Source organism: Sphingomonas paludis (assembly GCF_053502515.1).
Map to the genome: position 1 here is coordinate 3,128,401 of NZ_CP187558.1, position 14,326 is coordinate 3,142,726.

The window sequence follows — 14,326 nt, forward strand, 5'->3', positions numbered from 1 at the left end:
CAGAGGGAGCAATAGGGACGGTTGCCGCCCCTGCCCCGCCGGGCTAAGCCCAAGCCATGCTCAAGCTCTATATCGGCAACAAGGCCTATTCCTCATGGTCCATGCGCGGCTGGCTTGCCTGCAAGCTGTCGGGCCTGCCGTTCGAGGAAGTGGTCGTTCCCCTCTACGACGCCGAATGGGACCAGCGTCGTGAGGGCGACGAGTTCGCGCCGTCATCGGGCAAGGTACCGATCCTGTGGGACGGCGACATCGTCGTATGGGACAGCCTGGCGATCGTCGAATATCTGAACGAGAAATCGGGCAATGGCCGGTTCTGGCCGGAGGATCCGGCCGCGCGCGCCATGGCGCGGTCGATGGCGGCGGAGATGCATTCGGGCTTCAGCGCGCTCCGCCGCAAGCACAGCATGAATATCCGTCAGGTCTATCCCCCGCAAAAGCCGGACGAGGACGTGCTGCAGGATATCCAGCGGATCATGGAACTTTGGGCACAGGCGCGGGCCCGCTTCGGCGGCGACGGCGAATTCCTGTTCGGCCAGTTCAGCGCAGCCGATGCGATGTTCGCGCCGGTCGTGACGCGCCTCGTCACCTATTCGCTCCCCGTCGCGCGCTTTGCCCCGGCCTATATGCACGCGGTGCTGACCCATCCCTGGATGCAGGACTGGATCGCCTGTGCCCAGGCCGAGGACTGGGTGATCGAGAAATATGAGGGACCGGTTCAGGGCTGATCCAAAGCATAGAGCTTTGAATCTGACACGTTTGCACTGAGCTTGTCGAAGTGCTGCCTTTTCCCTTCACCGCCGCAAGAAAAGGCAGTGCTTCGACAAGCTCAGCACGAACGGGCGTGAGGTGGATGCGATCGGTTACAGCGTGCCTCAGCGGAGCCGCTCGACCGGATAGGGCGTTCCGTCCTTGTGCTGATAGCCGTTGGCCGTGAACCGCATGTCGATGTCGGAATAGCTGCCGCCTGCCGCCCGGTCGCCCGCGCCGATGGCGACGAACACGCAATCGGCATCGCTGCGGTTGACCAGATGATGGCCATTCGTCGACCCCGCCGGAAAAGCGGCGATGTCGCCCACCCGCATCACCGTCTCGCCGCCATCCTCGATCAGCACCGCTTCACCGGCGATCATCACGACCAGCTCGTCCTCGCCATCATGCCAATGGCGCTGCGACGACCATGCACCCGGTTTCAGCACGACATGGCTGGCACCGAACTGCGTCAGGCCAGCGGCTGGGGCGAGGCGACGATACCAGCGCCCCTGCACCGGCGCGTCGAAGGGCGGCGGATAGCCGGTGGCATTGGTCTGAGGCACGGCATCAAGGTCCAGCTTGGGCATCGGCGAATCCTGCGCTAGGGCATCGAGCGTTGAACTTGACCCGCTCATGCTGAGCTTGTCGAAGCATTGTCCTTGTTCCGATCGGCGAGTCTACGGCACGGAAGAAGAAAATCAGTGCTTCGACAAGCTCCGCACGAGCGGGAGGAAGATCGTCCCCTTGAACGCACTCAGCTTTGACGGAAACCCCTTGTTGCCCGATCCCATCGAACTCACCAAGAAGCTTATCGCTGCGCCGAGCGTCACCCCGGCGACGGGTTCAGTGTTCGACGTGCTGGAAGCCGCACTGATCCCGCTGGGATTTGCAGTCGAGCGATTTGTGGCGGGCGACGCACCCGACGGGCCGGTCGAAAACCTGCTGGCGGTACGCGGCACGGGCGGGCGGCATTTCGCCTTTGCCGGGCATGTCGATGTCGTGCCGCCGGGGCTGGGATGGGCCAGCGATCCGTTCGAGCCGCAGGTGCGCGGCGACCTGCTCCATGGTCGCGGCGCGGTGGACATGAAGGGCGCGATTGCTGCCTTTGTCGCTGCGGTGGCGCAAATCCCGGCCGAAGCGGGCACGGTCAGCCTGATCATCACCGGCGACGAGGAGGGACCGGCGGTGTTCGGCACCCGCGCGCTGATGGACCGGATGGCGGAGCGCAGCCTGGTGCCCGACGCGATCCTGGTGGGCGAGCCGACCAGCGTTGCGCGACTGGGGGACATGGTAAAGATCGGGCGGCGCGGGTCCGTGAACATCTGGATCGACGTGCCGGGCAAGCAGGGTCATGTCGCCTATCCGCACCTGGCCGATAATCCGATCCCGCGCCTGATCGCCGCGCTGGCCGAAATCGACGCGGTGGTGCTGGACGATGGCATCGACTGGTTCCAGCCGTCGAATATTGAGGTGACGGACATCACGGTCGGCAACCCGGCGACGAACGTCATCCCGGCCAAGGCATCGGCCCGGCTGTCGATCCGCTTCAACGACCTGCATACCGGCGCCGGACTGGGCGAACGCATCCGCGCCATCGTCCATGCCCATGCCCCGGAAGCCGTCGTCCGCCCCGTCGTGTCGGGCGAGGCGTTCCTGACCCCGCCCGGTGCACTGTCGACAATGGTCGCCGATGTGATCGAACGGTACCGGGGCATCCGTCCGGAACTGTCGACCACCGGCGGCACTTCCGATGCGCGCTTCCTGTCCCGGATCGCGCCGACGATCGAGTTCGGGCTGCTCAATGCCACGATGCACAAGCTGGATGAGGCGGTGGCGCTGGACGATCTGATCGCGCTGACCGCAATCTATGCCGACATCACGCGCGAAGCGCTGGGGGCGGCATCCTGACTTCGGCCTGTTCGGCGACCCAGCGCATGAACACCACCTCGTCCATCGGTGGGGCGATGGCATAGCCCTGCAATGCCTCGCAACCGATGATCCGCAGCACTTCGGCCTGCGCTTCGGTTTCGATTCCCTCAGCAACGGCCGTACAGCCAAGACCGTGCACCAGCCCGATCACCGCCTGGGCCACCGCCCGCGCGTCGGCCCGTTCGGCGATGTCCTGAATCAGGCTGCGGTCCAGCTTGATCCGGTCGATCGGCAATGCGCGCAACCGGGCGAGGTTGGAATAGCCGGTGCCGAAATCATCAATGGCGATGGTCGCCCCGTCTGCGCGCAGGGCGGTGATGGCGTCGATCACATCGTCGCTGCACGTCATCGCCAGCGTCTCTGTCAGCTCCAGTTCCAGTAGCGACGCCGGCGCGCCCGATGCCATCAACGCGCTGCGCAGGCGCCGGAAAAAGCTCGCATGGTCGATCTGACGCGGGCTGATATTGACCGTCAGCCGCTGTTCGGCGCCGATCCTGGCCCAGCGGACGATCGTATTGGCCACGCGGTCGATCACCTGTTCGCCGATCTCGACGATCAGCCCGGTTTCCTCGGCACAATCGATGAATGCGCCGGGTAGCAGCAACCCGTCGGCATGCCGCCACCGCAACAGCGCCTCAGCCGCGATCACGCGGCCACCGGCTGCGGCCACCTGGGGCTGGAAATGCAACTCGAACTGCTCCCGCTCGACGGCTTCGCGCAGTTCGCGTTCCAGCATGGCCCGCCGCTGCGCGGCCTCCGCCATGGCTTCGCTGTAATGCGCGGTACGGCCGCGACCATCGCCCTTTGCACGGTACATCGCCGTGTCTGCGGCCCGCATCAATTCGGTCAGGCTGGTACCGTGATCCGGACAGATGGCGATGCCGATCGATGCACCGATCTGCACGTCCTGCCCCTGAATGGGAAAGGGTTCGGTCAGCGCCGTCAGGATGGCATCGCCCATCCGCTGCGCCTGTGCCGGATCGCCCAGTGCAGGCACGAACAGCGTGAACTCGTCGCCCGCCAGCCGCCCGATCAGCGGCGGGGAACCGCCCTCGCCGTTCAGGATCACCCGAAACCGGTCACCCACTCCGCGCAGCCGGTCGGCCACCATGCCGAGCAACTGGTCGCCGCAGGCGTGGCCGAACCGGTCGTTCACGGATTTGAACCGGTCGAGATCGACGAACAGCAATGCCGACGCCCCCTGCATGCCGTTGACGTTCAACATCCGCTCGCAACTCCGCCGAAAATGCAATCGGTTCGGCAGGCCGGTGACGGGATCGAACAGCGCCAGCTGGTGTACGCTGTCCAGACTGGCCTCCATCTGCGCGAACAGGCCGCGCATCGCCGTGGCCAGCGCCGGCATTTCCCGGTCGATGGTATCGGGGACGGGACTGGCCAGATCGCCGCCGCCCGCCAGGTCGATCCGGTCGATCGCAGCCGACAGGGCCGTATCCGTCGCCTCAAGCGTCCGTTGCGCGACGATCCATGCAGATGCCGAGCACAGCGTCGCCGCGATCAGTGCAGCGCCAAATCCGTCCGCAGTTGGGGGGGCGTTGGCGATGAGGAGGATCAACGCGAACGTCAACGTCCCCGCCAGCAAGGCAAGGCCGCCCGCACGCATCCTGCACGAACGATGCCTCATCGAATCCGGCACGGGCCCCTGACTGCGGCGCTGCCCGGATGGCACCGGCCGAAGCGCGCCTTTTCAGGCCGAGACGTTAAGAAAGTTCAATCAGCGCCGGCCGCCCGCGGCATTTCTTCGCAGCACGATGTACAATGCCCCCGCACCGCCATGACGCGGATGGGCGGCGCGCACGGCCGCAATCGAATCCGCATGGCGCGACATGGCCAGCCAATCGCGCACGGCGGCGCGGATGGCCCCCCGGGCGTGCGGTCTTTCGGATTCGGGCCGGGGAGGCTTGCCGGTCACCAGCAGCAGCACCCGGTCGCCGCGAGCCAACGCCCGGCTCAATCCCGCATCCAGCACCTGATGTGCCTCGGCCAGGCTGTGACCATGCAGGTCGATGCTGCTGTCGGGCTGCACTTGTCCGCGTGCGATCCGACGTTCCCAGCCGCTGTCCAGCGATCCGTCGATCAACCGGGGCGGCGGCGGGGCCGGGGGGACGGGCCGGGCCTGCGGGACACGGCCCTTTGGCGGCTGCGCCGCGCCGACCGGGGGTTTCGCCCTTGCGCCGGGAAGCGAGGCTGCCGCGACCATCGGCCCGGACAGGGCCTGGACGGGCCGAGGAGCGCGCAGGGGCCGGACGCTGGCCATCACCCGTGCCCAGAGCGCGGCCTCCGCCGGATCAAGGCGTCGCATTGCGCCCGAGCCGCGCCAGCGTCCCCTTTGGCAGCAGCAGAAAGGCCGTGCCGCGCGCAGACATGCCCCCGGCAACCGCCCGCGCGGTGTCGCCCGCGCCCCAGAAGGTGTCGAAGCGGTTGGGGCCACGGATCGCGCCGCCGGTATCCTGTGCCACCCACAGGCCGTTTGCATCGGCCCGGTCCATCGACAGAAATACCGGTGCGCCCAGCGGCACGAATTTCGGATCGGCAGCGACGCTCGCCTGGCCGGTGACCGGCAGGCCCATCGCCCCGAGCGGCCCCGCCCCGGTCAGTTCCGTGAAAAACACATAGCTCTTGTTTTCGCGCATGATCGCCTGGCCCTCGGCCGGATTGGCGCGCAACCAGCCCATGATGCCCTGCATCGACGCCTGGCCGGGCGCCAGCAGGCCACGGTCGCGCATCAACGCACCGATGCCGGTATAGGCATGGCCGTTCTGCCCCGCATAGCCGATGCGAAGCACCCCGCCATCCGGCAGCCGAAGCCGCCCGGACCCCTGAATCTGCAGGAAGAACAATTCGATCGGATCGGCGGCCCAGCCGAGTTCCAGCCCCTTCCCTGCCAGCGCGCCGTTTTCGATCGCGGTGCGGTCGTGATAGGGAACGAGCTTGCCGTCGACCACGCGGCCACGCACCGTCTTGCCCTTCAGATCGTCCGAAAAATCGCCCAAGGCGACATCGACCAGATCGGTTGGACGGGCATAGACCGGGGTCTGGTATGGCCCGCCACGTCGTCGCGACCCGGCGATTTCGGGCTCGTAATAGCCGGTGGCAAAGGCCTTGCCATCGGCGACCTGGACCGTTTCGAACTGATCGGCGAAAAACTGGCGGGCATTGCGCGCACCGGTCGCGGCGGCACAGGCCGCTTGCCAGTCGGCCCCGCGCGTCAGCCCCGAGGCGTCCGTGCGGCGGATCAACGATGGACAGGATAGGCGAAAGGCAGCCAGCGCGCGTTCGGCCACCGCGTCGTCCAGCGGCAGCGTGGTCAGCGATGGACCGGCCGTCAACGCTGCCTGCGACGCGCTGGTCGTCGCGGCCGTCACTGCCGGTGCGGGCAAAGGCGCGATGGGGGTAGAGCCGGCGGGAGGCCGGGCCGCTGGTTGAGCGGTGGGCGGGTTAACACGAGCAGGGAGCGTCGCGGGCCGCGCAGCCGCACCATCGGCGCGGGGCACCAGCGTATTGGCACAACCGGCCGTCCACAGCGCCAGCATACCGGCCAGCGCTGCCCGTTGCCTCCCCGTCATGCCATGCTGCTCCCGTTCGTTCAGGCTTCGTCGGTTTCGCTCAGCTTCCAGTTCGGATCGTCACTGCGCAGCCGGCGGCTGAACGTCCAGATGTCATGGGTTTGCACCGCATCGGACAGGGATCCCGCGATCACCGCACCGTCTCGGTCGCGCGTCACCGCAGCAATGTCGGCATCGAACCGGACGATAACCTCGGCCACGCCCGATTCAAGCCGTGCCGCAGTGATTACGGCCCGTTCGATGGCAACCACGCGATTGTCCAGCACCTGCCCGGCTGCATTGCGCTCTTCGATGGCGGCTTCAAACCCCTCGCGCACGTCATCCTCGACCAGCCAGGCCAGCGAGTCCCGGTCGCCCTTCCAGAAGGCGTCGAGGATCATCTCATAGGCCGAACGCGCACCCGACAGGAACTGGGTGACGTCGAACCGGGGGTCGGCATCGATGATGGCGCGGACACCGGCCTCTGCGCCGGGCTCGACCGTGCGGACGGCGGGCTCGCGGAAATCGCCGGGTTTTTCAACCGGACGCTGCGAGACCGGCATCGGCCCCCGTTCTTCGGCGGGTTTCGGCAGAGGCTGTTCATGCCCCGTCCGTTTGCCCAGCACGGAATACAGGCGAAGTGCCAAGAAGCCCGCAACCATTGCGAGCAGGACGATGAAGAGAATGGGGCCACCGGTCATGATCGATCCAACATAGGCAGAAGTGCGCCGGGTTTCAAATGAACCTTGGGCCTGTTCGGTTCCCCGCCCCCGTTGAACTTGCCGCCTGCCCCTGCTAGGCGCGGGCGCTCGCAGCCGGGAGGGACATCTCCGGCGCTTTTCCACAGTGAACATCAAGGGACAGGGCAATGGCGATCGAGCAGAATGACGGGGATGAGGCGCCGATGGCCAATGGTGCCGACACGGCCCCCGCGGCCAGCGTCATTTCGCAATATGTGAAGGACCTGTCCTTCGAAAATCCCAATGCGCCGGCCATTTACCAGCTGCAGGAAGGCCAGCCCAAGCTGGACGTGCAGTTCAATATCGGTGCGTCGCAGGTCGGGGACGGCGTGCACGAGGTCGTCCTGAAGATCGAGGCGCGGGCCGAAATCGACGGGCGCGTGATGTATATCGTCGACCTGTCCTTTGCCGGGCTGTTCGGTCTGCGCAACATCCCCGAGGATCATCTTCAGCCGTTCCTGCTGGGCGAAGCGCCCCGCATCCTGTTCCCCTTTGCCCGCCGCGTGCTGGCCGACCAGGTGCGCGACGGCGGTTTCCCGCCGCTGCTCTTGGAGCCGATCGATTTCGGCGCGCTGTACATGCAGCAGGCAGCGGCGCAGGGTGGCCAGGGTCAGATCGGCGGCGATTTTCCCACCAGCGGCCAGGCCTGATCCCGCGCGACGGGGGGCCGCCCGGTGAATCTGGTTAAATCGCTGGGATCGGTCGGCGGGCTGACGCTGGTCAGCCGGTTCCTGGCGCTTGGCCGCGACACGTTGCAGGCGGCGTTCGTGGGGGCCAGCTTTGCCTCCGACGCGTTCCTGGTCGCGTTCCGCCTGCCCAACATGTTCCGGGCGCTGTTTGCCGAGGGGGCGTTTTCGGCGGCGTTCGTACCGATGTTCAACCGGCGCATCGCCGAAGGCGGCGGGCGACCGGCCGGTATCCTGTTCGCCGAACAGGCGCTGGCCGTGCTGTTCCCGGTCCTGGTCGCGATGACGACGGTCATGCTGATCGCCGCATGGCCGCTGACCTATGCCCTGTCGCTGGGGTTCAACGATCCCAGCCCGGACGATTTCGCCTATGCGGTGATGCTGTCGCGGATCACGATTCCCTATCTGTTGCTGATCTCGCTCACTTCGTTGCTGGGCGGCATCCTCAATTCGTTCGAGAAATACTGGGCGAACGCCGCCGCGCCGATCCTGCTCAACCTGTCGATGGTCGGCGGCCTGTTGCTGTTCCATGGCGACGATCCCTATCGCACCGCGACGGTCCAGGCGGTGGCGGTCACGATTGGAGGCGTGTTGCAGCTCATCTGGCTGATCATCGCTTGCCGGATGTCCGGTGTGTCGCTGCGCCTGCGCATGGCCCGGCTGACCCCCGATATCCGCCAGCTGATGCGGCTGATCGTGCCGGCGGCGGTCGGGGCCGGCGCGATGCAGATCAACCTGGTGGTATCGACCGCGCTTGCCGCCAGCCTGCTGGATACCGGATCGGTCAGTCACATCTATTACGCCAACCGGCTGTCCGATCTGCCGCTGGGCCTGATCGGCATCGGGCTGGGCACGATCCTGTTGCCAACCCTGTCCCGGCAATTGTCGGGTGGCGACCATGCGCAGGCGATGGCAACGCAGAATCGCGGGATCGAACTGGCGCTGCTGCTCACCCTGCCCGCGGCGGTTGCCCTGATCGTCGCTGGCGAGCCGATCGTGCGGGCGCTGTTCCAGCACGGCATGTTCGACAGCGGCGATACCCGCGCCACCGCGCTGGCGCTGGGCGGATTTGCGCTGGGCCTGCCCGCCTATGTGCTGATCAAGCTGCTGACCCCCGCCTATCATGCGCGGTCGGACACAAGGACGCCGGTGCGCTACGCCACCTTGTCGATCGGGGTGAACCTGATCGCCAATCTGTCGCTGATCCCGACGATCGGGCATCTGGGGCCGCCGCTTGCCACGACGCTGGCGGCGATCGTCAATGTCAGCCTGTTGTACCGCACGTTGCGCAAGCGCGGCGATTTCGAGGCGGACGCCCAGCTTCGCCGCCGCATCCCCCGCCTGTTCGTCGCGGCCATCCTGATGGGATTTGCGCTGTTCTGGATCGACCGGCTGATCGCGCCCTGGACCACCGGCGACCTGTGGGTCCGGATCGTCGGCATGGCCGCGCTGGTCGCCGGCGGATGCCTGATCTATGGCGTGGCCAGCCTGGCCACCGGCGCATTCCGTCCGGCCGAATTGCGTGCGTTGGTGTCGCGGCGGCGGCCAGTACCCCCAACAGAGGATTGATCGAACATCATGCGTGTCGTCTCCGGCATCCAGCCCACCGGCAACCTTCATCTCGGCAACTATCTGGGCGCCATCAAGCAATGGGTGGCAATGCAGGATCAGGTGGCATCGGGCGGCGGCCAGTCGCTGTTCTTCCTGGCCGACCTGCACGCCCTGACCGTGCACCAGGAACCGGCGGCGCTGGCCAATGCGACGATCGAAATGGCGGCTGCGCTGATGGCAGCGGGCATCGACCCGGCAAAGTCCATCCTGTTCAACCAGGCGCGCGTTCCCGCACACAGCGAGCTTGCCTGGCTGCTGGGCGGCACGGCGCGGATGGGCTGGCTGAACAAGATGACGCAGTGGAAGGACAAGGCGGGCAAGAACAGCGAGGGCGCGAGCGTCGGCCTGTTCACCTATCCCGTGCTGCAGGCGGCCGACGTGCTGGTGTACAAGGCAACGCATGTGCCGGTCGGCGAGGACCAGAAGCAGCATCTGGAGCTGGCCCGCAACATCGCCACCAAGTTCAACACCGATTTCGGCATCGACCTGTTTCCCCTGCCCGAACCGATGATCGGTGCAGCCGCCCCGCGGGTCATGTCGTTGCGGGACGGGTCCGCCAAGATGTCGAAATCCGATCCGTCGGACGGGTCGCGCATCAACCTGACCGACAACGACGACCTGATCGCCCAGAAATGCCGCAAGGCGCGCACCGATGCCGAACCGCTGCCGGGCGAGATGGACGGGCTGGCGGGCCGGGCGGAGGCAAAGAACCTGGTCACCATCTATGCCGCATTGGACGGGCGCAGCCCCGCCGCCGTGCTGGCCGAATTCGCCGGCCAGGGCTTTGGCCAGTTCAAGCCGGCGCTGGCCGACCGGATGATCGCCACGCTGGGGCCGATCCGCGACCGCATGACCGCGCTGTTGGCGGACCGGGCGGCGATCGGCAAGGCGCTGGCCGAGGGTGCGGCCCGGGCCAATGCGCTTGCCGCACCGACGCTTCGCCAGGCCCAGGATGCGATGGGTTTGCAACTCTGAACCGCGCCGGGCGGCTTGACCCCGCATCGGTGCGGCGTGAACCATGGCCGGCATGACAGGTCTGTTGCCTGAACCCGTTATCGAGCGGTTTCGCATCGCCGTGCAGGCATTGCTGCAGCAAGAACCGCGATCCGGTGCCCCCCTGGCATTGGCGGTTTCCGGCGGGGCGGACAGCATGGCGATGCTGACCCTGGCCCATGCGGCCTATGGCAGCGGCGAGCCGGGGCGGATCGTCGCTGCGACGGTCGATCACGGGCTGCGGCCTGAATCGGCGGCAGAGGCGGCGATGGTTGCCGATCATTGCGCCCATCTGAGCGTGCCGCACGCAACGCTTACCCTGATCGGGCTGAACCCCGGCCCGGCGGTTCAGGCCCGGGCGCGGGAGGGGCGGTACAATGCCCTGACGCAGTGGGCCGTCGCAGCGGGGGCGGCGGGGCTGGCGACCGCGCATCAGGCCGATGATCAGGCGGAGACCATGCTGATGCGCGCCGCCCGCGGCGTCGGGTTGAGCGGGATGCGCGCCATCCCGGCACGCCGGTTGCTGGACGGCACCCTGCTCATCCGCCCGCTGCTCCGCTGGACCCGCGCGGAGCTGCGCGCTTTGGTGCAGGCGGGGGGCATCCCGTTTGCCGATGATCCCGGCAATGCCGATCCGGCATATGAACGCGTGCGGACCCGCGCGATGCTGGCCGACCATCCCTGGCTGCGGCCCGAGATGCTGGCGCGGACGGGGCAGCGCCTGGCCGAGGCGGACGAGGCGCTGGACGCGGTGCGCGACCGGCTATGGCAGGAACGGAGCCAGTGCGATGCGGCGGCGGGCACGGTGCGGATCGACGTGTCCGACGTGCCGCTGGAGCTGCGGCGACGATTGCTTCGGCAGGCGCTGGCAGAGGCGCGGTGCCTGACGGGAATCGATTCGCCCCCGTTTTCGCCGGACGCTGACGTCCAGCCATTGCTTTCGGCGCTTGAATCGGGCCGATCGGCCACCCAGGCCGGGGTGATGGCCAGCGTGAAGGGCCAGTTGTGGCACTTTCGCCCCGCACCGCCGCGTCGATCAGCCTGATCGACACTGTTCCATTGCTATTAAGGGTCGCTGGCCTATCTTGGGATCAGCGAAAGGTGTCTGGTTCATGAGCGATAGTGACAAGCCGAATGGTTCCGGTCCCAACAGTCCCGGCAACGGGGGTGGCGGCAACAACAATGCCTGGATGAAAAGCCTGGGCATCTGGGTGGGCATCCTTGCAGCGCTGGCGCTGTTCGTGACGCTGCTGGGTGAATCCCGCACGGGTACGGCTGCGGGCAGCGAACTGCCCTATTCCGCGTTCCTCGACCGGGTCGAACAGGGCCAGGTCAAGACGGTGAACGTGTCCGGCGAAGTGATCACCGGCACCCTGTCCGACGATCAGCGGTTCCGCACCTATGCCGTGCCCGATCCCAACCTGACCGAAACGCTGCGCAAGGCGGGCGTAACGATCAACGGCCAGCCGCAGGAGCGCACCTCGATCTGGCAGGTGCTGCTGATCCAGTCGCTGCCCTTCGTCCTGTTCCTCGGCATCGCGTTTTTCGTCGTGCGTCAGATGCAGAAGAATGCGGGCGGCGGCGGCGCGATGGGCTTCGGCAAGTCGCGCGCGAAGATGCTGACCCAGAAGGAAGGCCGCGTGACCTTCGATGATGTCGCCGGCATCGACGAAGCGCGTGAGGAATTGCAGGAAATCGTCGAGTTTCTGAAGGACCCGACCAAGTTCGCCCGGCTGGGCGGCAAGATCCCCAAGGGCGCGCTGCTGGTCGGTTCGCCCGGCACCGGCAAGACGCTGCTCGCCCGCGCCATTGCGGGTGAGGCGGGCGTGCCGTTCTTCACCATCTCCGGCTCCGACTTTGTCGAGATGTTCGTCGGCGTCGGCGCAAGCCGCGTGCGCGACATGTTCGAACAGGCGAAGAAGTCGGCGCCCTGCATCGTCTTCATCGACGAAATCGATGCGGTCGGACGCCACCGTGGCGCGGGGCTTGGCAACGGCAATGACGAACGCGAACAGACGCTGAACCAGCTGCTGGTCGAAATGGACGGTTTCGAGGCGAACGAAGGCATCATCATCATTGCCGCGACCAACCGTCCCGACGTGCTCGATCCTGCGCTGCTGCGTCCCGGCCGTTTCGACCGGCAGGTCGTGGTGCCGCGCCCGGATATCGAAGGCCGCGTGAAGATCCTGCAGGTCCACATGAAAAAGGTGCCACTGGCGCCCGATGTCGATGCGCGCACCATCGCGCGCGGCACGCCGGGCTTTTCCGGCGCCGACCTGGCCAATCTGGTCAACGAGGCTGCGCTGACCGCCGCGCGCAAGGGCAAGCGGCTGGTGGCGATGCAGGAGTTCGAGGAAGCCAAGGACAAGGTGATGATGGGTGCCGAGCGGCGCTCCATGGTCATGACCGACGATGAAAAGCGCATGACCGCCTATCACGAAGCGGGCCATGCCATCGTCTCGGTCCACGAACCGGCGTCCGATCCGATCCACAAGGCGACGATCATTCCGCGCGGCCGTGCGCTGGGCATGGTCATGCGCCTGCCGGAACGCGACAGCTACAGCTATCACCGCGACAAGATGTACGCGAACCTGTCCGTCGCCATGGGTGGCCGCGTCGCCGAGGAAATCATCTTCGGATACGACAAGGTCTCGTCCGGCGCTTCGGGCGACATCCAGTATGCCACGGGCCTGGCCCGTGACATGGTGACCCGCTGGGGCATGTCGGATAAGGTCGGCCCGGTTGAATATGCGCAGCCGGAGGGCGAGAGCTTCCTTGGCTATTCGTCCAGTCAGCCGGCGCGCATGTCGAACCAGACTCAGCAGCTGATCGATGCAGAGATCAAGTCGATCGTCGAGGGCGGGCTGGATCGTGCCAAGCAGATCCTGACCACGCATATCGACCAGCTGCACAAGCTGGCCGAGGCGCTGCTCGAGTTCGAGACGCTTTCGGGCGACGAGATCAAGCAGTTGCTCGACGGCGGCAGCATCGACAAGGGCGGGGTCACCGCGACGCTGAACGGGCCGATCCAGCCCGGCGGCGCGGCGGTTCCCAAGATCCGCCGCCCCAAGGGACCGTTCGGATCGCCCTCGCCTCAGGGCGCCTGATCCGGCCTTCCCCGTGAACAGCAAGGCCCGCCGGAACCGATCCGGCGGGCCTTATTGTTGGCAGTGGCGGTCTGTGCCGGTGCCCTTAGCACCAGCGCGGTGTCGCAGCCCCGGGCTTACGCGCCAGCCCCTCATCGATCATCATGACACCGATCGACCGGCCACCGCGCGTCACCAGCCGCCGCTCGCTGCCGCGCGCGCCCTCGCCATAGGCTTCGCGCGAAACGACGAACGGGCCCTGATTGAGCAAGGTGACCAGCCGCGCCTGCGCCCGGGAGGCGACAACGGATTCCGCCGGACAGGCGGGGAGCCGCAGGTTCGGTACTTCGGCATCCGCCAGTTCGATCGTCAGCTTGCCCCAGCGGAACCGGGCTCCGTCGACCACGCAGTCGATACCGCCGCCGCCGCACCGGCCAAAGACTGGAAAGGTCTGGGTCTGCGGCCCGGGCAGCATGCCGGACAGACGTGCCGCCAATGCCGAACCCTTATCGTCCTGCTGCCCAACCCGACCCTGCGATGAAGCGTCCCTCCGCGTGCCGGTTCCGGCATCCCCCATTGGCTGCGCCGGAGCCTGTTCGCGCGGTCGCGCGGCTGCGAGGGTGATGGCCGCCGCGGTTTGCGGCCCTGCTGGCTCAGACGTCGCGGCCCTGGCCATGGCCACCCCCCGCGTCCCGCCCGGCCCGCTGCTGGATGCCGGCGCATCGTCACGGGCAAAGGCTTCCGTGCTTGCCCCGACCGATGCCGGTTCGAATGCGCCCGATTGCCAAAGGAGCAATGCGATCGCCGAAAAGCCGCCGATCAGGATCGTCGCATAGCGCCGGGCCGTGGCGAATGGACCCGGCTGGCGGTCAGTCGCGCTATGGGCTGCCGGATCGGCCGAGCCATAGGCGTAAAGCGGATCATGGAAAGGATTTCGCCGAACCATCATGGCGGGACCAATAGCCGAT

At 66.9% G+C, this 14,326-nt stretch carries 13 protein-coding genes; 7 read left to right on the top strand and 6 right to left on the bottom strand.

All coding sequences use genetic code 11. The features are described 5' to 3' along the window. Positions 1 to 56: 56 nt before the first annotated feature. Positions 57 to 725 carry a glutathione S-transferase family protein gene (locus ACPVPU_RS15170; RefSeq protein ID WP_448658811.1) on the top strand — a complete coding sequence of 223 codons (669 nt, stop codon included), beginning with the start codon at positions 57 to 59 and terminating at the stop codon, positions 723 to 725. 147 nt (positions 726 to 872) lie between these two features. Here the strand turns inward: ACPVPU_RS15170 and ACPVPU_RS15175 are convergent, their stop codons facing one another. Then, the gene (locus tag ACPVPU_RS15175) at positions 873 to 1,337 is read right to left on the bottom strand and encodes a cupin domain-containing protein (RefSeq protein WP_448658812.1); all 465 of its coding nucleotides are present in this window, start codon (positions 1,335 to 1,337) and stop codon (positions 873 to 875) included. A gap of 190 nt (positions 1,338 to 1,527) precedes the next feature. On the opposite strand from ACPVPU_RS15175, the gene dapE reads away from it, so the two are divergent. Then, complete coding sequence (gene dapE, locus ACPVPU_RS15180) at positions 1,528 to 2,658, top strand: succinyl-diaminopimelate desuccinylase (protein WP_448658814.1); 1,131 nt, start codon at positions 1,528 to 1,530, stop codon at positions 2,656 to 2,658. Here dapE and ACPVPU_RS15185 read toward each other — a convergent pair. From ACPVPU_RS15185 to ACPVPU_RS15200, 4 genes are all read right to left on the bottom strand, one after another. Further along, the gene (locus ACPVPU_RS15185; RefSeq protein ID WP_448658815.1) at positions 2,627 to 4,300 is read right to left on the bottom strand and encodes a putative bifunctional diguanylate cyclase/phosphodiesterase; all 1,674 of its coding nucleotides are present in this window, start codon (positions 4,298 to 4,300) and stop codon (positions 2,627 to 2,629) included. The two genes, dapE and ACPVPU_RS15185, sit on opposite strands and share 32 nt — an antisense overlap. Before the next feature lie 111 nt (positions 4,301 to 4,411). Further along, entirely contained in the window at positions 4,412 to 4,999 is a 588-nt protein-coding gene (locus ACPVPU_RS15190; RefSeq protein ID WP_448658816.1) for a Smr/MutS family protein, read from the bottom strand. Beyond that, the gene (locus ACPVPU_RS15195) at positions 4,986 to 6,263 is read right to left on the bottom strand and encodes an MltA domain-containing protein (RefSeq protein WP_448658817.1); all 1,278 of its coding nucleotides are present in this window, start codon (positions 6,261 to 6,263) and stop codon (positions 4,986 to 4,988) included. The genes ACPVPU_RS15190 and ACPVPU_RS15195 overlap by 14 nt, the downstream gene beginning before the upstream one ends. A 20-nt stretch (positions 6,264 to 6,283) precedes the next feature. Further along, positions 6,284 to 6,928: a Tim44/TimA family putative adaptor protein gene (locus ACPVPU_RS15200; RefSeq protein WP_448660548.1), complete on the bottom strand. Its 645-nt coding sequence runs from the start codon at positions 6,926 to 6,928 to the stop codon at positions 6,284 to 6,286. Between the two features lie 182 nt (positions 6,929 to 7,110). On the opposite strand from ACPVPU_RS15200, the gene secB reads away from it, so the two are divergent. The 5 genes from secB to ftsH all read left to right on the top strand — a co-directional run bounded on the left by secB (position 7,111) and on the right by ftsH (position 13,379). After that, positions 7,111 to 7,632, top strand: coding sequence for a protein-export chaperone SecB (gene secB, locus ACPVPU_RS15205; RefSeq protein WP_448658818.1), 522 nt, complete (start codon positions 7,111 to 7,113; stop codon positions 7,630 to 7,632). Positions 7,633 to 7,656: 24 nt separating this feature from the next. Next, on the top strand, positions 7,657 to 9,237 hold the full coding sequence (gene murJ / locus ACPVPU_RS15210; RefSeq protein ID WP_448658819.1) for a murein biosynthesis integral membrane protein MurJ: 1,581 nt from the start codon (positions 7,657 to 7,659) through the stop codon (positions 9,235 to 9,237). Positions 9,238 to 9,246: 9 nt separating this feature from the next. After that, positions 9,247 to 10,254: a tryptophan--tRNA ligase gene (gene trpS / locus ACPVPU_RS15215; protein ID WP_448658820.1), complete on the top strand. Its 1,008-nt coding sequence runs from the start codon at positions 9,247 to 9,249 to the stop codon at positions 10,252 to 10,254. Positions 10,255 to 10,297: 43 nt separating this feature from the next. Then, complete coding sequence (gene tilS / locus ACPVPU_RS15220; RefSeq protein WP_448658821.1) at positions 10,298 to 11,317, top strand: tRNA lysidine(34) synthetase TilS; 1,020 nt, start codon at positions 10,298 to 10,300, stop codon at positions 11,315 to 11,317. A 67-nt stretch (positions 11,318 to 11,384) separates the two neighbouring features. Beyond that, positions 11,385 to 13,379 carry an ATP-dependent zinc metalloprotease FtsH gene (ftsH, locus tag ACPVPU_RS15225; RefSeq protein ID WP_448658822.1) on the top strand — a complete coding sequence of 665 codons (1,995 nt, stop codon included), beginning with the start codon at positions 11,385 to 11,387 and terminating at the stop codon, positions 13,377 to 13,379. Between the two features lie 85 nt (positions 13,380 to 13,464). On the opposite strand, the gene ACPVPU_RS15230 is transcribed toward ftsH, so the two are convergent. After that, on the bottom strand, positions 13,465 to 14,307 hold the full coding sequence (locus ACPVPU_RS15230) for a hypothetical protein (RefSeq protein ID WP_448658823.1): 843 nt from the start codon (positions 14,305 to 14,307) through the stop codon (positions 13,465 to 13,467). Positions 14,308 to 14,326: the final 19 nt, after the last annotated feature.